The 26,173-nt window shown below is 68.3% G+C and carries 27 protein-coding genes and 2 tRNA genes; 17 read left to right on the top strand and 12 right to left on the bottom strand.

Annotated elements, in window-relative coordinates; all coding sequences use genetic code 11:
* Positions 1-49: 49 nt before the first annotated feature.
* On the top strand, positions 50-511 hold the full coding sequence (locus J2X36_RS14345; RefSeq protein ID WP_310350779.1) for a nucleoside deaminase: 462 nt from the start codon (positions 50-52) through the stop codon (positions 509-511).
* A 7-nt stretch (positions 512-518) separates the two neighbouring features.
* Here J2X36_RS14345 and J2X36_RS14340 read toward each other — a convergent pair whose 3' ends face one another.
* The 3 genes from J2X36_RS14340 to J2X36_RS14330 form a co-directional block, all read right to left on the bottom strand.
* The gene (locus J2X36_RS14340; RefSeq protein WP_132249493.1) at positions 519-830 is read right to left on the bottom strand and encodes an ETC complex I subunit; all 312 of its coding nucleotides are present in this window, start codon (positions 828-830) and stop codon (positions 519-521) included.
* 25 nt (positions 831-855) lie between these two features.
* Positions 856-932 (bottom strand) — tRNA-Pro (locus J2X36_RS14335).
* A complete protein-coding gene (locus J2X36_RS14330) occupies positions 923-1,870 on the bottom strand; it encodes an alpha/beta hydrolase (RefSeq protein WP_310350775.1) in 948 nt (315 codons plus the stop codon). The genes J2X36_RS14335 and J2X36_RS14330 overlap by 10 nt, the downstream gene beginning before the upstream one ends.
* A 151-nt stretch (positions 1,871-2,021) precedes the next feature.
* On the opposite strand from J2X36_RS14330, the gene J2X36_RS14325 reads away from it, so the two are divergent.
* The 6 genes from J2X36_RS14325 (at position 2,022) to J2X36_RS14300 (ending at position 9,116) form a co-directional block, all read left to right on the top strand.
* Positions 2,022-2,729: a glutathione binding-like protein gene (locus J2X36_RS14325; protein ID WP_310350773.1), complete on the top strand. Its 708-nt coding sequence runs from the start codon at positions 2,022-2,024 to the stop codon at positions 2,727-2,729.
* A 164-nt stretch (positions 2,730-2,893) separates the two neighbouring features.
* Positions 2,894-3,313 (top strand): hypothetical protein, encoded by a 420-nt coding sequence (locus tag J2X36_RS14320; protein WP_132249487.1) that lies wholly within the window; start codon positions 2,894-2,896, stop codon positions 3,311-3,313.
* A gap of 127 nt (positions 3,314-3,440) precedes the next feature.
* Complete coding sequence (locus J2X36_RS14315; protein ID WP_310350768.1) at positions 3,441-3,896, top strand: 4-aminobutyrate aminotransferase; 456 nt, start codon at positions 3,441-3,443, stop codon at positions 3,894-3,896.
* Between the two features lie 231 nt (positions 3,897-4,127).
* On the top strand, positions 4,128-6,080 hold the full coding sequence (locus tag J2X36_RS14310) for a PrkA family serine protein kinase (RefSeq protein ID WP_310350766.1): 1,953 nt from the start codon (positions 4,128-4,130) through the stop codon (positions 6,078-6,080).
* A gap of 113 nt (positions 6,081-6,193) precedes the next feature.
* Positions 6,194-7,498, top strand: a complete 1,305-nt coding sequence (locus J2X36_RS14305; protein ID WP_310350763.1) for a YeaH/YhbH family protein — start codon at positions 6,194-6,196, stop codon at positions 7,496-7,498.
* 43 nt (positions 7,499-7,541) lie between these two features.
* Complete coding sequence (locus J2X36_RS14300; RefSeq protein WP_132249479.1) at positions 7,542-9,116, top strand: SpoVR family protein; 1,575 nt, start codon at positions 7,542-7,544, stop codon at positions 9,114-9,116.
* Positions 9,117-9,126: 10 nt separating this feature from the next.
* Here J2X36_RS14300 and J2X36_RS14295 read toward each other — a convergent pair whose 3' ends face one another.
* Positions 9,127-9,492 (bottom strand): hypothetical protein, encoded by a 366-nt coding sequence (locus J2X36_RS14295; RefSeq protein WP_310350761.1) that lies wholly within the window; start codon positions 9,490-9,492, stop codon positions 9,127-9,129.
* Between the two features lie 239 nt (positions 9,493-9,731).
* Here J2X36_RS14295 and J2X36_RS14290 point away from each other — a divergent pair, with 239 nt between their 5' ends.
* The 4 genes from J2X36_RS14290 to J2X36_RS14275 all read left to right on the top strand — a co-directional run bounded on the left by J2X36_RS14290 (position 9,732) and on the right by J2X36_RS14275 (position 12,090).
* A complete protein-coding gene (locus J2X36_RS14290; RefSeq protein WP_245516381.1) occupies positions 9,732-9,914 on the top strand; it encodes a hypothetical protein in 183 nt (60 codons plus the stop codon).
* A gap of 142 nt (positions 9,915-10,056) precedes the next feature.
* Positions 10,057-10,683 carry an outer membrane beta-barrel protein gene (locus tag J2X36_RS14285; RefSeq protein WP_310350759.1) on the top strand — a complete coding sequence of 209 codons (627 nt, stop codon included), beginning with the start codon at positions 10,057-10,059 and terminating at the stop codon, positions 10,681-10,683.
* A gap of 233 nt (positions 10,684-10,916) precedes the next feature.
* Entirely contained in the window at positions 10,917-11,351 is a 435-nt protein-coding gene (locus J2X36_RS14280) for a VOC family protein (protein WP_310350753.1), read from the top strand.
* Positions 11,352-11,616: 265 nt separating this feature from the next.
* The gene (locus J2X36_RS14275) at positions 11,617-12,090 is read left to right on the top strand and encodes a MerR family transcriptional regulator (RefSeq protein ID WP_310350866.1); all 474 of its coding nucleotides are present in this window, start codon (positions 11,617-11,619) and stop codon (positions 12,088-12,090) included.
* Here the strand turns inward: J2X36_RS14275 and J2X36_RS14270 are convergent.
* Positions 12,081-12,767, bottom strand: coding sequence for a TIGR02391 family protein (locus J2X36_RS14270; protein ID WP_310350750.1), 687 nt, complete (start codon positions 12,765-12,767; stop codon positions 12,081-12,083). The two genes, J2X36_RS14275 and J2X36_RS14270, sit on opposite strands and share 10 nt — an antisense overlap.
* 152 nt (positions 12,768-12,919) lie before the next feature.
* Positions 12,920-12,997: transfer RNA gene (locus J2X36_RS14265), tRNA-Pro, on the bottom strand.
* 144 nt (positions 12,998-13,141) lie between these two features.
* Here J2X36_RS14265 and J2X36_RS14260 point away from each other — a divergent pair.
* From J2X36_RS14260 to J2X36_RS14235, 6 genes are all read left to right on the top strand, one after another.
* Positions 13,142-14,431, top strand: coding sequence for a glycosyltransferase family 1 protein (locus J2X36_RS14260; RefSeq protein WP_310350748.1), 1,290 nt, complete (start codon positions 13,142-13,144; stop codon positions 14,429-14,431).
* Positions 14,432-14,604: 173 nt separating this feature from the next.
* Positions 14,605-14,925 (top strand): rhodanese-like domain-containing protein, encoded by a 321-nt coding sequence (locus J2X36_RS14255; protein WP_132249469.1) that lies wholly within the window; start codon positions 14,605-14,607, stop codon positions 14,923-14,925.
* Positions 14,926-15,042: 117 nt separating this feature from the next.
* Positions 15,043-16,197, top strand: a complete 1,155-nt coding sequence (locus tag J2X36_RS14250; RefSeq protein ID WP_132249467.1) for an efflux RND transporter periplasmic adaptor subunit — start codon at positions 15,043-15,045, stop codon at positions 16,195-16,197.
* 130 nt (positions 16,198-16,327) lie between these two features.
* Positions 16,328-19,540 carry a multidrug efflux RND transporter permease subunit gene (locus tag J2X36_RS14245; RefSeq protein ID WP_310350741.1) on the top strand — a complete coding sequence of 1,071 codons (3,213 nt, stop codon included), beginning with the start codon at positions 16,328-16,330 and terminating at the stop codon, positions 19,538-19,540.
* Positions 19,541-19,668: 128 nt separating this feature from the next.
* Positions 19,669-20,679 carry an SDR family oxidoreductase gene (locus tag J2X36_RS14240; RefSeq protein ID WP_310350737.1) on the top strand — a complete coding sequence of 337 codons (1,011 nt, stop codon included), beginning with the start codon at positions 19,669-19,671 and terminating at the stop codon, positions 20,677-20,679.
* A 67-nt stretch (positions 20,680-20,746) separates the two neighbouring features.
* Positions 20,747-21,613 carry an MBL fold metallo-hydrolase gene (locus tag J2X36_RS14235; RefSeq protein WP_310350734.1) on the top strand — a complete coding sequence of 289 codons (867 nt, stop codon included), beginning with the start codon at positions 20,747-20,749 and terminating at the stop codon, positions 21,611-21,613.
* A gap of 214 nt (positions 21,614-21,827) precedes the next feature.
* On the opposite strand, the gene J2X36_RS14230 is transcribed toward J2X36_RS14235, so the two are convergent.
* The 6 genes from J2X36_RS14230 to J2X36_RS14205 form a co-directional block, all read right to left on the bottom strand.
* Positions 21,828-22,322, bottom strand: coding sequence for a MerR family transcriptional regulator (locus J2X36_RS14230; RefSeq protein WP_132249459.1), 495 nt, complete (start codon positions 22,320-22,322; stop codon positions 21,828-21,830).
* A 73-nt stretch (positions 22,323-22,395) separates the two neighbouring features.
* The gene (locus tag J2X36_RS14225) at positions 22,396-22,719 is read right to left on the bottom strand and encodes an integration host factor subunit alpha (RefSeq protein ID WP_132249457.1); all 324 of its coding nucleotides are present in this window, start codon (positions 22,717-22,719) and stop codon (positions 22,396-22,398) included.
* A 147-nt stretch (positions 22,720-22,866) separates the two neighbouring features.
* Complete coding sequence (locus tag J2X36_RS14220) at positions 22,867-23,844, bottom strand: beta-ketoacyl-ACP synthase III (protein WP_132249455.1); 978 nt, start codon at positions 23,842-23,844, stop codon at positions 22,867-22,869.
* 22 nt (positions 23,845-23,866) lie between these two features.
* Positions 23,867-24,901, bottom strand: a complete 1,035-nt coding sequence (gene plsX / locus J2X36_RS14215) for a phosphate acyltransferase PlsX (RefSeq protein WP_132249453.1) — start codon at positions 24,899-24,901, stop codon at positions 23,867-23,869.
* 141 nt (positions 24,902-25,042) lie between these two features.
* A complete protein-coding gene (locus J2X36_RS14210; RefSeq protein WP_245516380.1) occupies positions 25,043-25,573 on the bottom strand; it encodes a DUF177 domain-containing protein in 531 nt (176 codons plus the stop codon).
* Positions 25,570-26,115 carry a ubiquinol-cytochrome C chaperone family protein gene (locus tag J2X36_RS14205; RefSeq protein ID WP_310350718.1) on the bottom strand — a complete coding sequence of 182 codons (546 nt, stop codon included), beginning with the start codon at positions 26,113-26,115 and terminating at the stop codon, positions 25,570-25,572. The genes J2X36_RS14210 and J2X36_RS14205 overlap by 4 nt, the downstream gene beginning before the upstream one ends.
* Positions 26,116-26,173: the final 58 nt, after the last annotated feature.

The following is a 26,173-nucleotide window of genomic DNA, read 5'->3' as shown; positions in this document are numbered from 1 at the left end:
ACCGGGGTCGGGCCTGCGCGTTTCGGAACACCTCCTCGAAGGATCCCGGATGAGCGACCACGAGACCCATATCCGCGACGCCGTCGCCCTCGCCCGCAGCAATGCGGAAGAGGGCGGCTCACCCTACGGAGCCGTGATCGTGCGGGATGGGACGGTGCTCGCCCGCTCGGTGAATACGGTGCATCGGACCAACGACCCGACCGATCATGCGGAGATGGTCGGGCTGCGGGAGGCCAGTCGCCGCCTCGGCAGCCGGGACCTCGCCGGCTGCATCGTCTACGCCAGTGGCCAGCCCTGCCCGATGTGCCACGCCGCGATGCGCCTGTCCGGCATTCGGGAAGGCTATTTCGCCTACACGGCAGAGGAGGCCGACACCTACGGCTTGCAGACGGCCGGCCTCTACGCCGAATTGTGCCGGCCGCTCTCCGAGCAACCCATGCGGCTCGAACAGATCCGGCCGACAGACGAGACGCCGCCCTACGCGGTCCGGCGCGACCGGAGGCCGGAATGAGGCCCCTTCAGTGCGTCCAGGGCGCGGTCCGGTTGAACTTGAAATTGTCCGAATAGGACAGGCCCTTGCGCATGACCGGCCTGTGCGGCTCCTCGACCCGGTAGGCGATGCCGGCGCGCTTGGCGTAGGCGACGGCCTCCTCCTGGGTGTCGAATTCCAGCTTGACCTGCTGCAGCATGTCGGACGAGCCGGTCCAACCCATGAGCGGGTCGGTCTCGCGCGGGCTGGTCTGGTCGAATTCGAGGAGCCAGGTCTTGGTCCGGGCGAGGCCCGACTGCGAGGCATCCTTCGAGGGCTGGAAGATGCGGGCGCTCGACATGGGTCCTGACGGTCTCCGAAGGTGATGGTCGGGGCGATAGGATTCGAACCTACGACCCCCTGGTCCCAAACCAGGTGCGCTACCAGACTGCGCTACACCCCGACATGGGAGGTTTCTAGGGACAAGCCGGCGGGCCGGCAAGTCGCGTTCACGTCGCTGCCCGTGTGTTCGCGGACGAAGCGGCCGACCTGGGCAAGCGATTGGGCTCCCTCATTCAGCCGTTGATGGAACAGATGCCATGCGTGGATCATGTGAGGCCAGACGGCGAGCGTCACCGGAACGTCTGCCGCGGCGAGTTTGCCCGCCAGCCGCACGGCGTCGTCGAGGAGTGTTTCGGCCGAGCCGACCTGGATCAGCGTCGGCGGAAGCCCTGTCAGATCGGCCTGCAGTGGGGAGACGAGCGGACCGCGCGGATCCGACCCGTCGAGGTAGGCGGCCGCGAGTTCGCCGAGATAGGCCCGATGGATGATCGGATCGACGGCGTCCTTCGTCTCGATGCTGGCGCCCGTCATCTCGAGATCGACCCAGGGCGAGGCGCACCACAGGCAGGCGGGCAGCGGATCGCCCGCCTCGCGCAGGCTGACCAACGTCGCGAGCGCGAGCCCACCCCCGGCACTCTCGCCGCCGAGGCAGATCCGCTCGGGTGCGATGCCGGAGGTCAGCAGGAAGCGGTAGGCTGCCAGGGCATCGTCGAGGGCTGCCGGGAACGGATGTTCGGGCGCGAGGCGGTAGGATAGGGCGAGCGTCCGGCATCCGGCCTCGCGCCCGGCCATCGCGACCATGACCCTGTGGCTCGCGAGCGATCCCGAAACGTACCCGCCTCCGTGCAGGAACAGTAGCACGCGGCTCCCGTCGGCGGAGGGTGTCGCGGACCATTCGGCCGGGACGCCGCCGGGTTCGGCGGGCTCGATCCTCACATCCGGCGGAAGCGTCGAGAGGCTGCCGATCCAGTCGAGCCGCTCCCGCCGCTCGGCCAGACCGGTCGGCCGCGGGCGCGAGGCAAGCAGGGCGCGGACGCTGTCGATCTCCGATGATGACATGGCAGGCCCCCGACGCGGACGGCGACCGACGCTCGCACGCGTCCGTTCGGCCGCAAAGGGCCGGCCGCGCCGCGCTTGACCTCCGTACGGATGCGTCCCACCTGCGCCGCGAGGGCGCGACGAGCGACATGGCACGAGTCCCGGAGACCCGATGATCGACCTCTACTACTGGCCGACCCCGAACGGCCACAAGGTGACGCTCTTCCTGGAGGAGACCGCCCTGCCCTACAGAATTCAACCGGTAAACATCGGCAAGGGAGACCAGTTCAAGCCGGACTTCCTCAAGATCGCCCCGAACAACCGGATGCCCGCGATCGTCGATCACGAGCCGGCGGGCGGGGGCGATCCCGTCTCGATCTTCGAGTCGGGGGCGATCCTGCTCTACCTCGCCGAGAAGACGGGCCGCTTCCTGCCCCAGGATCTGCGCGGCCGGGTGGAGGTCCTCCAATGGCTGTTCTGGCAGATGGGAGGGCTCGGCCCGATGCTCGGCCAGAATCACCACTTCTCGCAATATGCGCCCGAGAAGGTGCCCTACGCCGTCGATCGCTACGTCAACGAGACGAACCGCCTCTACGGCGTTCTCGATCGCCGCCTCGCCGACCGGACCTTCGTCGCTGGCCCGGATTATTCGATCGCCGACATGGCGGCCTATCCGTGGATCGTCCCTTGGGAGAAACAGGGCCAGGATCTCGACGAGCACCCCCATCTCAAGCGTTGGTTCACGGCGATCGGCGAGCGCCCGGCGACGAAGGCGGCGTATGCGCGTGCGTCCGAGGTCAACCCAAACCATGGCCAGCCGATGAGCGCCGAAGCGAAGAACGTGATGTTCGGGCAGAATGCCGTGAACACCCAGCGCTGAGCGGGATTGCGGAATCGCACCGTTCGTCTCCCGCGAACGGCGTGTAGCACCAGCCTCGACGGCGCGCGGGAGATCCCCCGCGCGCCGGGCGTATCCCCTTTCCCCGGCGCGGTTTTTTCGGTTCCAGCGATCGAACTTTGCGGTGGCCTCGGCGTTACCGGCCCATGACCGCGCCCCGACGCCAGATGTCGCCGACCCAGGAGTTGATCAGCCGCGTGATGCGGATCGTCCGCATCTGCCCGGAGGCGGCGGCCGAGGTGCTCGAGCTGATGTTTCTGGTCAGCCAGATCGAGGCCCTCACCACCGTCGACCGGGACTATCGGGACGCGCGGCGCGTCATCAGCCGCCTCCGGCACCCTCTGTGGGACCTCAATCCCGGCGAGCGCGAGACGCTGCTGAGGGCCGCCGAGACGATCCGCAAGGCGTGCCGTCTCAAGGAGAGCGAGATTCCCCCCACGCCGCTCGCCGATATCGGGGAGCGCGAGCGGATCGAGCGGGGGCTCGCTCTTGCCCTCGCCGGCGAGTTCAACGCCGCGCAGATCGCGCGCGTCACGGGGGCCGTCGCCGCCGTGCTGCAGGAGTGACGCGGCCCGGAATTCCGGGCCCCTCACCTCGACGGCTGCGCGAGCCATCCCCACATCGATGGGGCCAGCATCGATCCGGCCGCTCGGCGAGCGACCGGACGTTAGCTGAGCGAGGGAGATCCGCCATATGACAGCCGTGCGCCCGCTCGTTGCCCTGATGACCGCGAGCCTCCTCCTCGCTGCGTCGCATGCCTCCACGGCGAGCGCGCAGACCACGATCACGAAGAGCGAGACGGTTGTGAGCGGGAAGTCCGTGCGCCTCGCCATCGCCCCGAACCTGAAGAAGGATTGCTCTGAGGGGCCGATGCCGGAGTTCAAGATCACCGTCGCTCCGAAGAACGGCGCGACCATCTCCAAGACGGGCAAGCAGAAGACGCCCGCGAGTTTCCGCTGCCCGAACAAGGATGTGTCCGTTCAGGCCCTGTTCTACCAAGCCAAATCGAATTTTACGGGCTCGGACGAGGTCACGTTCGAGATCAAGAATTCCGACGGGCAGGTCCAGACGCAGAACATCAGGATCACCGTCCAGGCGGCCGGCGCGAAGAAGGATGATGCTGCCAAGAAGGAGAGCACTGACCTCTGATTGCTGAGCAGGCTCGACTTGGTAGAGCACTGTTTTTCGGCAAGCGGGACTGAGAGCGCCTGATTCCCGCCGAGGCGGACATTGTGTCTGAGCGGAGATGCGGCAGGTCCGGTGTTGCAAGCATCACACGCATGCACGGCGTGTTGACCGCACTGCGACAAAAGCGGGCCTGTCAGTTGCATCCGAGGCGAGACAGGATGAAGCTGTCCTCGTCGTGAAAGGGGTTTTCGAATGCCGATGCAGTCGACGAACGACCTGTTTCAGAGCTTCACCCGCGGGTACGAGGCCCGGCGCGACACAGAGATGAGCCTCTCCGAGTATCTGGAGGCCTGCCGCGACGAGCCCCTGATGTACGCGAGCGCCGCCGAGCGCATCCTCGCGGCGATCGGCAAGCCGGAGTTCATCGACACGGCCAAGGATTCCCGCCTCGGCCGCATCTTCATGAACCGCACCATCCGCACCTACCCGGCCTTCGCCGAGTTCTACGGCATGGAGGAGACGATCGAGCGGATCGTCTCCTTCTTCCGCCACGCAGCGCAGGGTCTGGAGGAACGCAAGCAGATTCTCTACCTCCTCGGGCCGGTCGGCGGCGGCAAGTCGTCCCTCGCCGAGCGCCTGAAGTCGCAGATGGAGGTGCACCCCATCTACGTGCTGAAGGCCGGCAACGAGGTGTCGCCGGTCTTCGAGAGCCCGCTCGGCCTGTTCGATCCCGACACGATGGCCGAGGAGATCCAGAACCGCTACGGCATTCCGCGCCGGCGCCTCACGGGCCTGATGAGCCCCTGGGCCTTGAAGCGCCTCGACGAGTTCAACGGCGACATTTCGCGGTTCACCGTCATCAAGGTGCGGCCCTCGCGCCTCCGCCAGATCGCCGTGGCGAAGACCGAGCCCGGCGACGAGAACAACCAGGACATCTCGTCCCTCGTCGGCAAGGTCGACATTCGGCGGCTCGAAACCCTCAGCCAGGCCGACCCTGACGCGTATTCCTATTCGGGCGGCCTGAACCGGGCCAACCAAGGCATCCTCGAGTTCGTCGAGATGTTCAAGGCGCCGATCAAGATGCTGCATCCGCTGCTCACGGCGACGCAGGAGGGCAATTACGTCGGGACCGAGAACATCGGTGCCATCCCGTTCACGGGCGTCATCCTCGCCCACTCGAACGAGGCCGAATGGCAGAGCTTCAAGACCAACAAGAACAACGAGGCCTTCATCGACCGCATCTACGTCATCAAGGTGCCCTACTGCCTCCGCGTGAACGAGGAGCAGCACATCTACGAGAAGCTGATCAAGGGATCGGAACTCTCGGATGCGGCCTGCGCGCCGGGCACGCTCGAGATGCTGGCGCGCTTCTCGGTCCTCTCCCGCCTGCGGGAGCACGCCAACTCGAACCTCTTCTCGAAGATGCGGGTCTATGACGGCGAGAGCCTGCGCGAGGTCGATCCGCGCGCCCGCTCGATGCAGGAGTACAAGGACACGGCCGGCGTCGACGAGGGCATGGACGGCATCTCGACGCGCTTCGCGTTCAAGGTGCTCGCTGCGACCTTCAATCACGACACGACCGAGGTCTCGGCCGATCCCGTGCACCTGATGTACGTGCTGGAGCAGTCGCTGCGCCGCGAGCAGCTCCCGCCGGAAATCGAGAAGCGCTACCTGGAATTCATCAAGTCCGAGCTCGCCCCGCGCTACGCGGAGTTCATCGGCCACGAGATCCAGAAGGCCTATCTCGAGTCCTACCACGATTACGGGCAGAACCTCTTCGACCGCTACATCGACTATGCGGACGCCTGGATCGAGGACCAGGACTTTAAGGACGCCGAGACGGGCCAGCTCCTCAACCGCGAGCTCCTGAACCAGGAGCTGACCAAGATCGAGAAGCCGGCCGGCATCGCGAATCCGAAGGACTTCCGCAACGAGGTCGTGAAGTTCGCCCTGCGCTCGCGGGCGCAGCATGGCGGCCGCAACCCGAACTGGACGAGCTACGAGAAGCTGCGCGAGGTGATCGAGCGGCGCATGTTCAGCCAGGTCGAGGAACTGCTCCCCGTGATCTCCTTTGGTTCGAAGAAAGACGGCGAGACGGAGAAGAAGCACGGCGAATTCGTCGAGCGCATGGTCGATCGCGGCTACACCGAGCGTCAGGTTCGGCGTCTCGTCGAGTGGTACATGCGCGTCAAGCAGGCGGGGTGAGGTCGCCCCCGTCGGGGGCACGGTTCCGGAGAACCCTCCGCCGCCAGCATTGCGGGCGACCGGCCGGGACGAAGGGACCGGTCGGGACATGAGGGCGAAGGCTTAGGCACCGGATGCACATCGTCGACCGTCGGCTCAATCCAGGCGGCAAGAGCCTCGCCAATCGGCAGCGCTTCCTGCGCCGGGTCAAGGATGTGGCCCAGCGCGCCGTGCGCGAATCTGCCCGCGAGAAGGACATCAAGGACCTCGGCAAGGACGGGCGCGTCAGCGTCCCCGCCGACGGCGTGCGCGAGCCCCGCTTCTCCCGCCAGCCCGGCAGCGGCCTGCAGGACCACATCCTGCCCGGGAACAAGACCTACGTCGAGGGCGACCGGATCGAGCGCCCGCCGGGCGGCGGGGGCGGCGGAGGCGGCGCCGGAGAGGGGGGCGACGGCAGCGAGAACAGCGAGGACGCCTTCCAGTTCGTGCTCACCCGCGAGGAGTTTCTCGAGCTCTTCCTGGAGGATCTGGAACTGCCGGACCTCGCCAAGCGCCGCCTCGCCGTCGTCGAGTCGGAAGGGCTGCGCCGCGCCGGCTACACTGTCACGGGCTCGCCTGCGAACCTCGCCCTGACCCGGACGCTGCGCAACTCGATGTCGCGCCGCATCGCGCTGAAGCGCCCGAAGCCGGACGAACTCGCGGCTCTCGAGGCCCGGATCGCCGAGCTGCGTGAGGGCGACCCCGTCCTGCCCGATCTCGAGCTGAGCCTGGAGCTGCTGCGCGAGCGCTCGAAGCGCATCCCCTACGTCGATCCGATCGACCTGCGCTACCGCCGCTTCGAGCCCTATCCGCGGCCGGTGGCACAGGCGGTGATGTTCTGCCTGATGGACGTCTCGGGCTCGATGACCGAGCACATGAAGGACCTCGCGAAGCGGTTCTACATCCTGCTCCACATCTTCCTGACGCGCCGCTATCGGCACGTGGAGATCGTCTTCATCCGCCACACCGACCGGGCGACGGAGGTCGACGAGGAGACCTTCTTCTCCTCGCGGGAGACGGGCGGCACGCTGGTCTCCTCCGCACTCGTCGAGATGAAGCGCGTCATCACCGAGCGCTACGACCCGAACGACTGGAACATCTACGCCGCCCAGGCGTCGGACGGCGACAACGTCTCCTCGGACGGCCCGACCGCGACGGAATTGCTGCGCAGCCACATCCTGCCGGCTTGCCAGCACTTCGCCTATCTGGAGGTCGGCGACGAGAACGGGCCGCGGGCGGGCTTCGTCGAGCACCGCACCACCCTGTGGCGGACCTACGAGGGCATCGCCAAGTCCGGCGGCGCCATCGCCATGCGCAAGGTCAACCACCGCCGCGAGATCTACCCAGTCTTCCGCGAATTGTTCGGGCGCAAGGACGCCCGGGCGGAGGCCGAGGCTTGAGCCGTTCCTCACCCGAAGGGACAACAGCGAGAGAGGCCCGTTCATGGTCGGCAGCCTGAGCCGCGCGACGTCCCGGTCGGTCTCCGGATCGGCCGAGCCCCTGTTCACGGGCAACGACTGGGATTTCGACACGATCCGGCGGATCCACGACGCCTGCGAGGCGGTGGCCGGGCCCGAACTCGGGCTGTCCTGGTATCCGAATCAGATCGAGATCATCACGGCCGAGCAGATGCTCGACGCCTACGCGTCGATCGGGATGCCGCTGTTCTACAAGCACTGGTCCTTCGGCAAGCATTTCGCGCAGCACGAGGCGGGGTACCGCCGCGGCCTGATGGGGCTCGCCTACGAGATCGTCATCAATTCCGATCCGTGCATCTCCTACGTGATGGAGGAGAACACGGCCACGATGCAGACGCTCGTGATCGCCCACGCCGCGTTCGGCCACAACCACTTCTTCAAGAACAACTACCTGTTCCGGCAATGGACGGACGCGGAAGGGATTCTCGACTATCTCGATTTCGCCAAGGGCTTCATCAGCCGCTGCGAGGAGCGGCACGGGCATCAGGCGGTCGAGCAGGTGCTCGACGCCGCGCACGCCCTGATGAGCCAGGGGGTGCATCGCTATCCCCGCAAGAAGCGGCCCGACCTCGCCTCCGAGCAGCGGCGCGAGCGCGAGCGGATCGAGCACGGCGAGCAGATCTACAACGATCTCTGGCGCACCCTCCCCTCGAAGCCCGGCGCCGTGCGCTCGGACGCGGCGGCCGAGCGCCGCCGCGCCCTGCTCGAACTGCCGCAGGAGAACATCCTCTACTTCCTGGAGAAGGTGGCGCCCCGCCTGCGCCCCTGGCAGCGCGAGATCCTGCGCATCGTCCGGCTCGTGGCCCAGTATTTCTACCCGCAGCGTCAGACCAAGGTGATGAACGAGGGCTGCGCCACCTACGTCCACTATCGGATCATGAACGCGCTCTCCGAGAAGGGGCAGATCGGCGAGGCGGCCTATCTCGAGTTCCTGCAATCGCACACCAACGTGATCCGGCAGCCCAACTACGACGACCGATCCTATGGCGGCCACAACCCCTACGCGATCGGCTTCGCCATGATGCAGGACATCGCCCGCATCGCCGAGAATCCGACCGACGAGGACCGGGCGTGGTTCCCGGAAATCGCGGGAGTCGGCGACGGCATGGGCGTGCTGCGCGACATCTGGGCGAATTATCGCGACGAGAGCTTCATCGCGCAGTTCCTCTCGCCCAAGCTGATCCGGGACTTGCGCCTGTTCCACGTCGTCGACGATCCGGACGAGCCGGAACTGCGCGTGGAGGCGATCCACGACGAGCGCGGCTACCGGCGCCTGCGCCGGTCCTTCGCGCGCCAGTACGACGTGGCTTGGCTCGACCCGGATATCGAAGTCGTCGACGTGGATCTCGAGGGCGACCGCCGCCTGATCCTCCACCACAAGGCGCTGAACCGCATCACCCTGCAGAAGGACGACGCGCGGCGCGTCCTGCAGCACCTCGCGGACCTCTGGGGCTACGATGCGGTGCTGAAGGAGGTCGATCCGGCCACCGGCTCGGTCCTGGCCGAGCATACGGCGAGCGCGCGGCCGATCTTCTTCTGACGCGCCGGCCTCAGCGCGGCAGGACCAAGCCGGGCACGACGGTCCCCGCCGTGCCGAACAGCGCCGATGCGCGGGCGCAGCTGTCCGGGACGTTCTTCCGGTAGGCCTCGATGTAGCCGTGGGCGGCGAGCCGGAGGTCTCCCGTCTCCAGGTCCGGCATCTCGTATCCGAGGGAGCCGACGACCGCCTTGAGGCGGTCCGGGTCGCTGCGCAGAGCGGGGCAGAACAGGTTCACGAAGCCGGCCAGACCGGCGAGCTTGGCGGCGGTCTCGCTCCTCGAGGGCGGGATGCCGGATGCCGCCGGCGCCTCGGCCGATGCGGGCGTCCGGGCGGCGGCAAGGCACATCAGCGTCGCGATGTAGAGGGCAGCTCTCATCTCGTCTCCTCGCGCGGCGCATCGTTCTGCGCGGCCGTCGCGCACGCCGCGACAAGGATAAGAGCCAGGATTGACTTCCCCCGTCCAGACGTCATCCAGTCAAAGAGACGGGATGCGGGGAGAAACACGTGATCAGAGCATTTATGATATCATTATTAGGGATGATCTGGGCGGTAACATTTGCCGATGCTGCCCGACTTGCGATGGACGACAAGGCATCGCTCTGGCCAAGAGCGAGCATGCAGGAGAAGATCGACTTCACGAACCGGATGGGCAAGGCCTTCGTCGCCCTCTCGCCGGACCTCGACAGCCGCTTCTTCATGCGCTGCCTGGAGGAGACAGCCAATATCGGCGACACCAAGGACCTGCGCATGGAGGAGATGGTGAGGGCCTGCATCGCCGTCGGCAGCAAGGCGCCGTGAGGGCGACGGGGCGCTCGATCGCGATCATCGCGCGATCACGTTTCGGCGGGGTCCCGCGTTGATCGCGATCATCCCGGTGAGGCCTCGTACGAAACGCCCGGTCGGCCTGTCTCGACCGCCCGCTTTCGGCTACCCTGACCCCATGATGAGACCATGGCAGCCCCGCGCGTTGCGCCTGTTCGCGTCCGGCCTGCTGCTTGCCGGCTGCCTCCTGCGGGCGGATCCCGCCGCTGCGCAGGGCGTCCCGTTCGTCACCGGCTTCGGGGCCCTGCCCGCCTTCGCCTGGCCGCCAGCGGCGGGGAGCGAGGAGAACCGCTGGGCCGGTTCCTACGCCCGCCTGTCGACCGGGTTCGAGGTGTCCTCGTCGAAGCGGTTCGGCCGCTCGGCAGGGCCGACGATCGGGTTCGAGGGCGGCCGGATGTGGCAGGAGGGCCGCTTCGTCTTCGGCGTCGCCGGCGGGTTCGACTACCTGTCGGCGCTCGGCGGGGTCAGGCCCGGCCTGAGCGGCCTCGCCTACACGCGCGATTTCGCGGGCGCGCTGCAGGTCAAGGTCGGAACGCTCCTGACGCCCGACGTGCTGCTCTATGCCAGAGGGGGCGTGCTGGCCGTCCACGGGACGCTGCAGGACCGGGCACGGCCGGTCTCGCGCTCCTTCGCGCGCGAGGACATCGCCGTCGTGCCGGATGCGCATGTCGGCGTCGAATGGGCCGTGACCGACCGGCTCTCCGTCGCGGTCGAGGCGGGCGTGGTCGGCGGCAATCTCCGCTGAGGCCCCGGGCCAGCGCGCCGACAGCGAAATGCGCGGCCTCCGGCACCGTCCGGATGAGGCCGGGCGCCACCACCCGTACCGGCCGCGCGGCGGCGATTGCCGACTCGTCGCATTGATGCAGGATGCGGAGGAGCGGGCGCGCCCCGTGACGGGCAGGCGACGTCCGGCGCGCGGGGCCCGGCCCGTGCCGCGCTCCCGTCTCGGCGGGGCCGTCGCAGGAGGAGGCCGGGAGCATGCTCAGGCGCTTCGACCATCTGACCATCGTGGTGCGGGATCTCGACCGCGCCAAGGAGTTCTTCGCCGTCCTCGGCTTCCGGGAGGCCATGTCCGTCGTGATCGCCGGAGAGCCCTTCTCGGGCTACATGGGCGTTCCCGAGATCGAGGCGGACCACGTAACCCTCGTCCTGGCGGACGTGACGCCCCGGACCGAGATCCAGCTTCTGCGGTACCGTCATCCGGATCCGCTGCCCGATCCCCACATCCGCGACCTGAACAAGCTCGGCATGAACCACATCTGCTTTGCGGTGGACGATGTAGAGGAGGAAGTCGCGAGGCTGAGGGCGCACGGCTTCGAGCCGCGCAACGCGATGATGGATTTCCACGCGCGCAAGCTCGTCTTCATCGACGGGCCGGAGGGCGTCACCGTCGAACTGGCCGAGTGGCATTAGGCCGGCTGAAGCGGAGAGGTGCCCGCGCGCTCGACCGTCCCCGCGAGAAAGGGTCGGAAGCTTCGCCCTGATAGGAGCATGATTATTGAGATTGTGGAGAAGGCGCTTGCTGAGAGGGCCGCCAAGGGCCGTGGCTCGCTCCACCACGCAGTCACCCCACGTTTGAGAGGGTGACACCATGTCCGCCGCGGTGATCGCTCTCCCCCTCAGAACCGATGGCACGTGCCTCATGCATCGGAGCAGGGCTTCGCGGTAAAGATTCGGCCTGAACCGACGCTCGGAAATAGCCGGGGTCGAAGTGACGACAATTCAACGATGGCAGCACCGCGGCGCCATGAAGGTCGGGCAGCTCGGCAGCGGCAAGGTGCGCTCTTACTCGCTCTCGGACGCCATTCACCTCGCCATCATCGCCGGGCTCGCAAAAATGGGGCTGAGCATCACCGGGTCCGGCGAGACGCTATCGACCGGTCTCCACATGTACGCGTGTATGCACCTTCGCGAGCATGGCCACCTTGATAATTTCGCTCCGGTAGCGCTGACGCCCGACGGCGACGATTGGCTAACCCAGCCGAATTTCGACACCGTGCATCCGGAGAGGCAATACGTCGTGATGAGGATGCGTGGGATCGTGCGTGAGGTGTTCCAACGAATCAACTTGCAACGATCCCAATCTGCCAAAGCAATGGAAAAGGCGCGTCCTCACAGACGCGCCTTTTGTCATTTAAGCCGTTATTTCTGAATCGGCTCGGCTCGTTCGATAGCAGAAATCAAATTATCAATAAAAGCGCACAGTTTTAAAGCGTCTTCGCGAGTGTAATCATCGCTCAATGAATGATGCGTCGGATTTCGAAAGGCGAGCATTATACCACGACAAATGTGCGCAATTCCCTCATGTTCATCGTCATTCTCCGCTACACGAAGCAACCCCTTTGAAGGCGTCGAGTTGATAACTGAGTTAACAAGATTAGGTCCGGTGAGATCTTTGTCTATCTTAGAAATTTTCCGCAGCTTGTCCTCAAGTACCTGAGTGGCCTGATTGATTGCGCGGTCGAAATTCCCGGGCGCCGACAGTAAATCAGAGCACCTGGATTTTAGATCATCATCTTTGATTGAATTAAATAGGCTGCCAATTTCAACGATATTGCTATTTAGATGATGAATATGCTCAAGATAAGATATGAGTTGCGAAACTCTCGCTCGCAAAACTGCAGCCTCACAATACATTTTCGGCAGACGGCCACCAGCATCTCCCCAACAATGATCAAGACTAATTCGGATCTCTAAATCTATATCTGGAATTTGATCGACGACCGTATCGAGAATATTATTGAAATCTTCTGCTAAGACACCTGTGATGGGCCCGCTGGATGGCAGGGCGGACCGAAGGCCCAGCGCACGAGCGTACGCAGCCAGCATCCGTGTCCGCGGCTCGGTGATCCGCCCAATTCGACCGTGAGCCATTTACCCTGCCTTGTTGCGAAAAGGCCCAAATCGGACCCAAGCCCCAAGAAACGAAAAAAGCGGCTCTAGGCCGCCCTTAACAACGCTCTAAAACAGAAAGATAAAAATGGTCGGAGCGAGAGGATTCGAACCTCCGACCCCTAGTCCCCCAGACTAGTGCGCTAACCGGGCTGCGCTACGCTCCGACGCCCCGAGAGGGCTTGCGCGTCTTAGCTTTCCGGTATCGCCTGCGCAACCCCCATCCGCGGGGCGCGCACGGCGGCTGGTCGAGGCCGCGCGGGACGGTTAACCCGAAGCCTCGACACGCCCGCCGCACCGTTCGGACATCCATGACAGACAGACCGGTCGCCTTCGACCTCACCCGCCTGATCACGCGCCTGCGCCACGCGAGCCCGACGGGAATCGACCGCGTCGATCTCGCCTATGCCCGCTGGGCGCTCGAAGGCCCCGGCCCGCGCTTCGGGCTCGTCACCACGCCGCTCGGGCCGCGGGTCATCGACCGGGCCGGCGCCGCGGCGATCGTCGAGGCGGTCGCCGCGGGCTGGGTCGAGGATGTCGCGGCGGAGGCCGATCCCGTCTACCGGCGCCTCGCCGCCCGCCTCGGCGCGGAGACGCGCGGGCCTGCCCCCGCAAGCCCGCCTCGCGCACAGCGGGATGCGTGGCGCCGGCGCCGGATCCAGGCCGAGACCTCGCTGCGCACCCTGCGCGCAGGCGGCCCGGACGCGCTGCCGGCGGGGACCGTCTACGTCCACACCTCGCATCTGCGCCTCGACCGCCCCGAGCGCTTCGACTGGCTGTACGACCGGCGCGACCTGCAGCCGGTCTTCTTCCTGCACGACCTGATCCCGATCACGCATCCGGAATACGGTCGCCCCGGTGAGGCCGAGCGGCACGCGGCGCGGCTGCGCACGGTGGCGCGCCACGCGGCCCACATCGTCGTCAATTCGGCCGATGTCGGCGCACGGGTCGCCCGCCACATCGCCCGGACCGGGGCGACGGCGCCCGGCATCACCGTGGGCCACCTCGGCATCGAGGCAGCCTTCGGGCGGGAAGGACCGCGCCTCGCCCCGGACCGCCCGGTCTTCCTCGTCTGCGGCACGATCGAGCCGCGCAAGAACCACCTCCTGCTCCTCCATCTCTGGCGGTCCCTGGCCGAGCGGATAGGGCCTGCCACGCCCTACCTCGTCCTCGTCGGCCGGCGCGGCTGGGAGGCGGAGAACATCGTGGATCTCCTCGACCGCTGCGAGGCGATCCGCGACAGCGTCGTCGAGGTATCGGGGCTCTCGACGCACGGCCTCGCCGCGCTGATGCGCTCCGCGACCGCCCTGCTGATGCCGTCGTTCACGGAGGGCTACGGCCTCCCGGTGGTCGAGGCGGCGGCGAGCGGCCTGCCGGTCGTGGCCTCCGACATCCCGGTGCATCGCGAGGTCGGCGGCGAGGCGGCCCTGTTCCTCGACCCCCTCGACGGCCCCGGCTGGGGGCGGACGATCGAGGATCTCGCGGTGCCGGCCTCCTCCCTGCGGGCGGAGCGCGTGCGCCGCCTCGCGACCTACGCGCCGCCGAGCTGGGCCGCGCATTTCGAGCGGGTGGAGGCGGCGCTCTCCACGCTTCCCTCATAGCCTGCAGTTGCACCTGTGACGGCTGACGAATATGGAAAGACGTCAGCCCCACCCCCGATCGTGTCGGATGCCGAAGTCTTGCGCGGCGTCACCGTCGCCTCGGGCCCGGTCCCTGGCTATGGATGCTCCGGGGCGCGGCCTCCGCCGCGCGGACTTTGACGAGGATGGTGCGCATGAAGGTCGTCGATCTGGACCGGGACGCGATCAAGCAGGGGCTCGCCGACAACGCGCTCCTCGTCATCGACGTGCGCGAGCCGCACGAATACGAGGGCGGCCACATTCCGGGCGCGGTGCCCCATCCGCTCTCGAGCTTCGACACGGACGCCCTCGCCGCGCTGATCGCCGACGACCCGCGCCGGCCCGTCTTCTCCTGCGCGTCGGGGGTCCGGTCGGTGCACGCCCTCGCGGCGGCCCAGGCCGCGGGTCTGCCGATCGAGGCGCATTACCGGGGCGGCTTCAAGGATTGGGCGGCCTCCGGAGAGCCGGTCGAGTGATCGGGCGAAGACGCGGCGCTCGGGCGCCGTCATCCCGCATCGGGATCGGCCGTGTGCGGTGGCGCACCACGCGCCCCGGCCCGGCCGAGTAGGGCGCGAAGCGTAGGGATACCCATCATGCACAAGCGCCGGTTCTCGAACCTCCTCCTCGCTGTCGGGCTGGGAGCCCCGCTCCTCCTCGCCGGGTTCGCCGCGCCGGCCCAGGCGCAGGCCCCGGGCGGCCCGCCGCCCACCGTGACGGTGGCCAAGCCCGTCGTCCGCGAGATCGTGGAGCGCGATTCCTACACCGGCCGCTTCGACCCGGTGGAATTCGTCGAGGTGCGTGCGCGCGTCACCGGCTACCTCGACAAGATCGCCTTCCAGGACGGCGCCAACGTGAAGAAGGGCGACCTGCTCTTCATCATCGACCGGCGCCCCTACAAGGCGGCGCTCGACCAGGCGCAGGCGACGCTCACCTCCGCCAAGGCGCGCCTCAACTTCACCCAGACCGACCTGGAGCGCGCCCAGACGCTCAGCCGCTCGGGCAACATCTCCGAGCAGGTCACGGACCAGCGCCGGCAAGCCTCGCAGACGGCGCAGGCGGATGTCGACAACGCCGAGGCCGCGCTGCGCCAGGCCCAGCTCAACTACGATTTCACCGAGGTCCGCTCCCCCATCAGCGGGCGGATCAGCCGGCGCCTCGTCACCGAGGGCAACATCGTCATCACCGACCAGACGCTGCTGACGACGATCGTCTCGCTCGACCCGATCTATTTCGGCTTCACCGTCGATGAGCGCTCGTTCCTGAAGTACCAGGGCAGCCTCGGCATCGGCATGGGCGCCTCGCAGCAGGGCAAGGGCGTGCCGATCCTCATCGCGCTGACGGGCGAGGACAAGCCCACCCGCAAGGGCACCCTCGACTTCGTCGACAACCGCGTCGACAACCAGACGGGCACGGTGCTGCTGCGCGCCACCGTCGAGAACCCGGACAACTTCATCAAGCCGGGCCTGTTCGGCATCGTCTCCCTGCCGGCGACGAAGCCCTTCCAGGGCATCATGCTGCCCGACGAGGCGGTCTCGGCGAACCAGGACAAGCGCATCGTCTACGTGATCGCCGAGGACGGCACCGCCTCCGCCCGGGAGGTCAAGCTCGGCCCGAAGGTCGACGGCTACCGGGTGATCCGCGACGGGCTGAAGGGCGACGAGACCGTCGTCATCAACGGGCTCACCCGCGTGCGCCCCGGCGCCAAGGTGACGCCGGAGACGAAGACGCTGCCGCCGACCCGCTCCTGAGGCGCCGCACGGCACCCGAGCGGGAGACACGATTGACCGCCGCCCGTGGCCCGCGCGCCCCGGGCGTCGCGCCGCAGACGACGCAGGCTGCCGGCCGCCGCGAGGCGCCGGGCGGCGAGAGGTTTGACCGATGCGTTTTGCCCATTTCTTCGTCGATCGCCCGATCTTCGCCTCGGTCACGTCGATCGTCTTCCTGATCCTCGGCTACGTCGCCTACGCGTCGCTGCCGGTCTCGCAATATCCCGAGATCGTGCCCCCGACCGTGACGGTGCGCGCCTCCTTCCCCGGCGCGAACGCCGAGACGGTGGCGGCCACCATCGCGACGCCGATCGAGCAGGAGATCAACGGCGTCGACAACATGCTCTACATGACGTCGCTCTCCACGAACGACGGCAACATGCAGCTGACCGTCACGTTCAAGGTCGGCACCAACCTCGATATCGCGAACGTGCTGGTGCAGAACCGGCTCTCGGTGGCCCAGCCGCGCCTGCCGCCGGACGTGCGCAACCTCGGCGTCACCGTCCGCAAGGCCTCGCCCGACCTGATGCTGGTCGTGCACCTGCTCTCGCCGAACAAGACCTACGACCAGAACTACCTCGCCAACTACATCTACCTGAACATCCGCGACGAGATGCTCCGCCTCGACGGCGTCGGCGACATCACGATCTTCGGCGGCAACGAGTATGCCGAGCGCATCTGGCTCGATCCCGACAAGCTCGCGGCCTACGGCCTCACCACAACGGACGTCACCGGCGCGCTGCAGGAGCAGAACGTGCAGGTGGCCGCGGGCGCCCTCGGCGCGCCGCCGGCGCCCTCCTCGAGCGCGTTCCAGCTCGTGGTGCAGTCTCAGGGGCGCTTCCAGACGCCCGACGAGTTCGCCAGCGTCATCGTGAAGGCGCGGGACGGGCGCCTCGTGCGCCTGAAGGACATCGCCCGCGTCGAGATGGGGCAGAAGGACTACACGACGAACTCCTTCCTCAACGCCACGCCCGCGGTCGGCATCGGCGCCTTCCAGCGCCCGGGCACGAACGCGCTCGCGGCGGCCGCCACGGTGAAGGCGACGATGGAGCGGCTGAAGGGCAACTTCCCGCCCGACGTCGAGTACCGGATCGCCTACAACCCGACCGAGTTCATCGAGGAATCGATCCACGAGGTCTACAAGACGCTGTTCGAGGCGGTGGCGCTCGTCGTCATCGTGGTGCTCGTCTTCCTCCAGAGCTGGCGCACGGCGCTCATCCCCGTCATCGCGATTCCCGTCTCGCTCGTCGGCACCTTCGCGGTGATGGCGGCGCTCGGCTTCTCGCTCAACAACCTGACCCTGTTCGGGCTGGTGCTCGCCATCGGCATCGTCGTCGACGACGCGATCGTCGTGGTGGAGAACGTCGAGCGCAACATGGCCGAGGGGCTCTCCCCCGGCGAGGCCGCGCACAAGACCATGGACGAGGTGGGCGGCGCCGTCGTTGCGATCGCGCTGGTGCTCGCGGCCGTGTTCATCCCGACCGCCTTCATCCCCGGCATCTCGGGCCAGTTCTACAAGCAGTTCGCGCTCACCATCGCGGCCTCGACCATCATCTCGGCCTTCAATTCGCTCACCCTCTCGCCCGCGCTCTGCAAGCTGCTCCTGAAGCCGCACCACGCGCACGCCCAGCCGAAGTTCTTCCTGACCCGCTTCGTGAACTGGCTCGCCAACGGCTTCAACAAGGGCTTCGACAAGCTCTCGCACGGCTACGCCGCGACGATCCGCTTCCTGACGGCGAACGCGATCGGCCTGATCGCCATGCTCCTCGTCTACGCGGCCTCGATCGCCGGGACGGTCCACCTCGCGCAGACCACGCCCACGGGCTTCATCCCGGACCAGGACCAGGGCTACCTGATCGGCGTCGTGCAATTGCCCTCGGGCGCCTCGCTCGACCGCACGACGGAGGTCGTGACGCGGGCGGCCGAGATCGCCCGCGGCGTCGACGGGGTGACGAACACCGTCATCATCGCGGGCTTCGACGGCGCCACCTTCACGAACACCACCAACGCGGCGGTGATGTTCCTCACGCTCAAGAACGCCAAGGAGCGGGCGGCCCAGGGCCGCAGCGCCGCCGTCGTGACCGGCGACGTGCTCAAGGCCACGGCCGGCATCCAGGAGGCGCGCATCATCGTGATCCCGCCGCCGCCGGTCCGCGGCCTCGGCACGGGCGGCGGCTTCAAGATGCAGGTCGAGAGCCGGCAATCGTCGGATATCGGCCCGCTCCTCGCGGCCGCGGGCGAGCTGATCGGCCAAGCGAACCAGAGCAACGACGTGCAGCGGGTCTTCACGACCTTCGGCAACGACACGCCGCAGCTCTTCATCGACATCGACCGCACGGTCGCCCGGATGCTGGACGTGCCGCTCGCCAACGTCTTCTCGACGCTGCAGGCGAATCTCGGCGGCGCCTACGTGAACGACTTCAACACGCTCGGCCGCATCTACCAGGTCCGCGTGCAGGCGGACGCGCCCTTCCGCGTCAGCCAGGAGGACATCACGCAGCTCAAGGTCCGCTCCTCGACCGGGGCGCTCGTGCCGATGGGCACGCTCGCCCAGATCCGGGAGATCACCGGCCCGCAGATCGTGCAGCGGTTCAACCTGTTCTACTCGGTGCCGATCCAGGGCACGGCCAAGCCCGGCATCTCGACGGGCCAGGCGCTCGACGCCATGGAGCAGATGGCCCAGAAGGCGCTGCCCGGCGGCTACGCCTACGACTGGACCGAGATCGCCTTCCAGCAGAAGGCGGCGGGCGGGACGGCGATCTACGTGTTCGCCCTCGGCGTGCTCCTCGTCTTCCTGGTGCTGGCCGCCCAGTACGAATCCTGGGCGCTGCCGCTCGCGATCATCCTCGTCGTGCCGACGGGCGTGCTCGCCGCGCTCTTCGGGGTGCAATTGCGGGGACAGGACAACAACATCCTGACGCAGATCGGGCTGATCGTGCTGATCGGTCTGGCGGCGAAGAACGCGATCCTGATCGTCGAGTTCGCCCACCAGATCGAGGAGACCGAGCACAAGGGCCCGGTGGCCGCCGCCGTCGAGGCGTGCCGCCTGCGCCTGCGCCCGATCCTGATGACGGCCTTCGCCTTCATCCTCGGCGTGCTGCCCCTCGTCATCGCGACGGGCCCCGGCGCCGAGATGCGACAGGCACTCGGCACGGCGGTGTTCTTCGGCATGATCGGCGCCACCGTGTTCGGCCTGTTCCTCACGCCTGTCTTCTACGTCGTGATCCGCAACATCCTGATCTGGCTCGCGAAGAAGCGGGGCAAGGACCCGCAGAACACGACGCCCGACAAGCACGACCCGCACGCGACGCCGGCTCACCCCTAGAGCCGGCCCGCACGCCGCCACTCCCCGCGGCCCCGCTCCCCGTGTCGATTCGGCACCCGGGCGGGGCCGCAACCGTTCGGGGCGCCCCGCATTGAAGGGCCGGGGCGGTCGAGCGTGAGGGTTGCGGAATGGCGCGCGTGGTGGTCGTGACGGGTGGGACCTCGGGAATCGGCCTCGCGACGGCCCTTCTCTTCGCCGCCCGCGGCTGGTCGGTCGCGGTGATCGCGCGCGATCAGGAGCGTCTCGACGCCGCGCAGGCTGCGCTCGCGGCCCACGGGCACCCCGCCCTCGCGATCTCGGCCGACGTCTCCGACGCGCAGGCGGTCGATGCGGCCGCCGAGCGGGTCGAGCGCGAGCTCGGCCCCATCCGGGCCTGGGTGAACAACGCGATGTCGACCGTGGTGAGCCCGGCCGATCGGATCACGCCGGACGAGTACCGCCGGGTGACCGAGACGACCTACCTGAGCCAGGTCTTCGGGACGCTCGCCGCGCTCCGCCACATGAAGGCGCGCAACCGCGGCGCCATCGTGCAGGTCTCCTCCGGCCTCGGCATCCGGGCGGCGCCCCTCCAGGCACCCTATTGCGCGGCGAAGTTCGCGGTCTCGGGATTCACGGACGCGCTGCGGGCCGAGCTGATCCACGACGCCGTCGACGTGTCGCTGACGGTCGTCTACCTGCCCGCCGTCAACACCCCGCAATTCAACTGGGCGCGCACCCGGACCGGGCACGGGCAGAACGCGCCCGATCCCGTCTTCGACCCGCGCCTCTGCGCCGAGGCGATCCATTACGCGGTCGAGCATCCCCGCCGGGAGATCTGGGTCGGGCGCTCCTCGCTCATGATGGCCGTGGCACAGGCGGTCGCGCCGGGATTGGCCGACCGCAAGGCCGCCGACGCCTGGGAGAGCCAGCTCGAGGATCACCCGGTCCCCGACCGGGCCGGCAACCTGTTCGATCCGGTGCCGGGTCAGGTCGGCGCGGAGGGCCGCTTCGGCGAGCGCATGAAGCACACCCGCACCGAGTTCTGGACGAGCCGGGAGCGCGACCTCGTGGTGCTGGGCCTCGCGGGCGTCGCGGCGCTGGGGGTTGCGGGCCTGCTGACGGCCGCCCGGGCGCCACGCCGCCTCCTCGGGCGGCGCTGACCGCCCCCGTGCATTCGCCTCCCCGGCCTGCTAGGTCAGCCCACCGTCACCTGCCGCGAGACGCTTCGTGCCCGGATATCTGCCCTTCGCGGGCGCCCTCAAGCTGCCCGCCTATACCTGCGACAATTGCGGGTTCTGGCAGCGCCATTTCGAGGCTCCGCCGCATTGCCCGATGTGCCTCGACGCCCGCCACGTCGTTCCGCAGGACGGCTGGCGCTTCTGGACCGAGGGGCAGGCGCAGGAGCGCTTCCCCTGCCACTGGCAGGAACTGGAGCCCGGCGTTTGGCGGTTCTGGAACGAGCCCGTCTCCGGCATCGGGCCGAGCGCCTACCTGATCCGGACCGACGCCGGCAACATGGGCTTCGAGGCGTGCCCCGTCTTCAGCGAGGCGGCGCTCGATCACATCGCGAGCCTCGGCGGCATGCAGGTTCTCTCGGCCTCGCATCCCCATTCCTACGGCGCGCTGGTCCAGCTGCAGGACCGGTTCGACCCCGAACTCTGCCTGCCCGCGGCGGATTTCACCTGGAGCGCGGCCCTGCAGGTCTCCTGGCCCTACGACGATTTCCTGGAGCCGCTGCCGGGGCTGGAGCTTCACCGCACGGCCGGGCATTTCGACGGGCACGCCGTGCTGTACGACCGGGCGCGGCAGATCCTCTTCTGCGGCGACGCCCTGAAGTTCGAGCTCGATCCCCGCGACTTCCGGAAGGCGCTGACGATCTCGGCGCACAAGGCCTTCGTGCGGGGCGTGCCGCTGACGATCAACGAGCTTCGCCGCTACCGGGACGTGTTCGCCCAACTCGACTTCCGGCAGACCTGGACGCCGTTCGAGCCGGCGGCGAATTGCGGCCGCTCCGAGGTGCTGGCGTTGATCGATCGGATGCTCGGCACCCGCCCGCACGCGGCGCCTGTACCGCTCGACAGCCTGAGGGGGTAGGACAGGCCGCTCGACGGCGAGACGCCTGTCGCAATCGGCAGCCGCGACGCGCCCCCTCTCCAATTCGGGAGAGGGTTGGGGTGAGGGGTGCAGGTCTGTCCGAGGAGGTCGCATCCCTCATCCGGTCCGTGTGCCGAGCAACCGAAGTCTCCCGGACGGAAGAGGCGGATCCGCCCCGACCGCGGGGTACGACGGCAGGGCCGCGTTCCCCGGCCTATTGCTCCGGCGGGAGCCGCAGGGCCGCCAGCGCGTCGCGGCAGGCCTTCAGCTCGGCGAGCGCCTCTTCCAGTGCGGCGCGCGCCCTGTCCGCGCCGGCCTCCCGCGGCGGCTCGGCGGTGCTCGCCTCGCCGGCCGGCTCGGTCTCCTGCGGCGAGGGAGCGTCGGCCGCAGCCTCGCCGCGGCCGACCGCCTGGACGAAGCGGACCCCGTTCTCGCGCAGCACCCGCTGGGCGCCCCGGATCGTGTAGCCCTGGCCGTGCAGGAGCTGTCGCACGCCGCGCAGGAGGTCGACATCCGTGGGACGGTAATAGCGCCGGCCCCCTGCCCGCTTCACCGGGCGGATCTGCGCGAAGCGGGTCTCCCAGAAGCGCAGGACGTGCTGCGGCACGTCGAGATCCTCTGAGACCTCCTTGATGGTGCGGAAAGCGTCGGGCGCCTTCTCGGCCCGGGGGCCGATCTCGGCATCCTCGGTTACGGCTGCGAGCGTCATGGTCGCTCCCCTTCCCTACCGACCGGCCCTGCGCGGGCGTTGCGCCGCCCGTCGCCGCCGGTGCGGGCCGGCCTCAATCGTCGCCGTCGGTGTGATCGGCGCCATTGGCCCCGTTGATCCGCGCCTTCAAGACGTTCGACGGCTTGAAGACCATGACCTGCCGCGGCTCGATCGCCACCTCGACGCCGGTCTTCGGGTTGCGCCCGACCCGTTTGCCCTTGCTCCGCACGACGAAGGAGCCGAACGAGGACAGCTTCACCGTCTCCCCCTGCGCGAGGCAGGTGCAGATCTCCGACAGGACGGTCTCGACGAGAGCGGAGGATTCCGTGCGCGAGAGACCAACCTGCTGGTAGACGGCCTCGCTCAGATCGGCGCGTGTGACCGTCTTTCCTGTCATGCTTCGACCCCCCCGGCGATTCGACGCTTGCGGCGTATCTCTATGATCCCGCACGCTAATCGGCGCCGTACCCCGGGTCAACCGCGGCTCTCGGGATCGGGCGGCGAAAACGAATCCGATCCGTTCGGGTTGCGCGGACAGGGGCGCTCACCAGCGGATGAGCGCGGCGCCCCAGGTGAAGCCGCCGCCGATCGCCTCGATCATGACGAGGTCCCCCTCGCGGATGCGCCCGTCCTTGCGGGCGACGTCGAGGGCGAGCGGGATCGAGGCCGCCGAGGTGTTGCCGTGCCGGTCGACCGTCAGCACCACCTTCTCGCGCGCGATCCCGATCTTGTCGGCCGAGGCCTCGATGATGCGGCGGTTGGCCTGATGGGGCACGAACCAGTCGAGGTCGTCGACGGTGATGCCGGCACGCCGGAACGCGTCCTCGATCACGTCGGTGACCGACCCCACCGCGAAGCGGAACACCTCCCGGCCCTCCATGCGCAGGCGGCCGGTCGTGCCCGTCGTGCCCGGCCCGCCATCGACGTAGAGCTTCGAGCGGTGGCGGCCGTCCGAGCGCAGGCTCGTGCTCAGCACGCCCCGGTCCGCGTTGGAGCCGGCGCCCTCGCGCGCCTCCAGCACGATGGCGCCGGCGCCGTCCCCGAACAGGACGCAGGTGGTCCGGTCCTCCCAGTCGAGGATGCGCGAGAAGGTCTCGGCGCCGACCACGAGGGCGCGCCGGGCGGCCCCCGTCGTCAGGAACTTGTCGGCGGTCGTGACGGCGTAGACGAAGCCGGCGCAGACCGCCTGCAGGTCGAAGGCCGCGCCCTGATGGATGCCGAGGCCCGCCTGGATCTGCGTGGCGGTGGAGGGAAAGGTGTGGTCGGGCGTCGAGGTCGCGCAGATGACGAGGTCGATGTCCTCGGGCCCCAATCCGGCCTCGGCGAGAGCGGCCTGCGCCGCCCGGATGCCGAGGACCGAGGTGCTCTCGCTCTCGTCCGCGAGGTGGCGCTGCCGGATCCCGGTGCGCTGGACGATCCACTCGTCGGATGTCTCGACGCGCTGCGCGAGCTCGTCGTTCGTGACGGCGCGTGCCGGGAGGGCCGAGCCGCAGCCGACGATGACGGAACGCAGGGCTACCATGAGGATCCTTCTCCCGCCGGCCTCATGCGGAGACCACGGCGGGCGTCTGGTCGAGCATGTCGCGGATCGTGCGCATGAGATCGTGGCGGGCCATGTCGTGGGCAAGGTCGATGGCCGCTGCGAAGCCCTGCGCGTTCTCCGAGCCGTGGCTCTTGATGACGATGCCCTCGAGCCCGAGGAACACGCCGCCATTGGCGCGGCTCGGGTTCATCTTCTCGCGAAGGGCCTGGAACGCGCGGCGGGCGAAGAGGTATCCGATCTTGGCCGACAGGGTGCGGCTCATGGCCGAGCGCAGGTAGGAGCCGATCTGCTTGGCGGTGCCCTCCGCCGTCTTCAGGGCGATGTTGCCCGTGAAGCCCTCCGTCACCACCACGTCGACGGTGCCGCGGCCGAGATCCGTGCCCTCGACGAAGCCGTGATAGGCGAAGTTCGGCAAGTCCATCTCGCGCAGGAGGCGGGCCGCTTCCTTCACCGCCTCGTTGCCCTTCATCTCCTCGGTGCCGACATTGAGGAGGCCCACCGTCGGCCGGTCGAGGTCGAACACGATGCGGGCCATGGCCGCGCCCATCACCGCCATCTCGACGAGGTGCTCGGCGTCCGTCCCGATCGTCGCGCCCACGTCGAGCACCACGCTCTCGCCGCGGATCGTCGGCCACAGGCAGGCGATGGCCGGGCGCTCGATGCCGGACATCGTCTTGAGGCAGATCTTCGACATCGCCATCAGCGCGCCCGTGTTGCCCGCCGAGACGCAGGCATCGGCCTGCCCGTCGCGCACCGCCTGGATCGCCTGCCACATCGAGGATTTGCCGCGCCCCTGGCGCACGGCCTGGGAGGGCTTGTCGTCCATCGCCACCGCGACCGAGGTGTGGCGGATCTCGACGGCGCCCTTCAGGCGCGGCTCGGCCTCGACGAGGGGCCGCAGGACGGCCTCGTCGCCGAACATGAGGAAGGTCGTCTCGGGATGGCGCTCCCGGGCGATGGCCGCACCCGGCACGACGGTCGACGGCCCGTGATCGCCGCCCATGGCGTCGAGCGAGATGCACACGCGTTGTGACATGGGTGTTGTGTCGCGGCCTCGTGCGGAGGGCTGCCGGGTCGCGGGGGCTCGCTCTGTTCGAGGGGACCGCCCGGCGCCGCGGAAAATAGCGATCCGGGCGGGGCGGGCAAACGAAATCTGAGTCCGGGCGGATTCGGCGCCCTATTCCCCGCCGGGCTGGCCGTCCCGCAGCCGGGCGAGAGCGGCGAAGGGCTTCTCCTCCTCGCCCTCCCGCAATTCCTCGAAGGCGATGCCGGGCTTGCGCGGATACGGGTCGAGGCCGAGAGCCAGGAACTCGGCGGTGAGCGCGCCGAAATCGATGCGGCCGTTCACGATCGGATCCGGCAATTCGGCATCCTCGGCGTCGGTGCCGACGAGCTGATCGGCGTTGGTGAAGTCGACCTCGACCGGTTCGCTGACCTTCGCCTCGAACGGGTCGAGGCTCACCGTGCAGACCTGCGTCACGCAGGCCTCGACGGTCCCGGTGACGCGGAGCTGACTCAAGGAGCCGTCGAGATCGAACCGGCCGACGAGATCGCGGATCGCGGGGATGCCGAAATCCCGGGCGAGCGCGTCGCACTCGGCCTGCGTGGCCTCGACGGTGACCGTGCCGCGCCCCTGCGGCAGGCGCTCGACGTTGACGGAGCGGGTGAGCGGGCCGCCCTCGTGCCGGTACATCTCGCTACGGGTCATGCTGCATCTCCGAACGCGTCCGGATCGGGAAAGGGCGGGGCGGCGAGGATGGCGTCGAGATCGGCCCGCGCCAGCCCCGCATTGGCGGCCCTGACATAGGCCGCGAGCCCGGCCGCGGCCCCGGGCTCCTCGCGGCCCAGGACGTTGCGGGCGAGCGCCGCCGCCAGGGCGGCCTGATCGTCCGCGTCGAGGGCGGCATCGTAGCCGGCGGCGCGCCCGTAGAAGGCCGCACCGAGCTTCTTCATGCGCTTGGGCACCCCGAAATCCCCGACGCCGAGTTCCCGCAGCGACGCATCGAGCTGCAGGAAGACCGAGTTCACGAGGTCCTGCGCCACGTCCGCGGCCGGGGGCGGCAGCGCGTTGAGCCTGCGCAGGACGAGGATGACGTGCAGGCTCAGGCACTCGAAGCGGCCCTCCACCGTATCGGGCACGCCGAGCCGCGCGTAGAGCCCCACCTGCCGCGACGCCTCGTTGATGCGGGCGTGCAGCTGCCGGATCGTCGCGCGGCGATCATCCCCGCGGCGGAAGAAGCGGGCGATCATCGGGCGCCCCCATGCCTCTGCGCGAAGGCTTTGGGGTGTGGCCGAGCTTGCCTTGTCA

It is taken from the genome of Methylobacterium sp. BE186, from assembly GCF_031457035.1.
Classification (GTDB): Bacteria; Pseudomonadota; Alphaproteobacteria; order Rhizobiales; family Beijerinckiaceae; genus Methylobacterium; species Methylobacterium segetis.
This window is presented reverse-complemented; position numbering and strand designations above follow the sequence as displayed.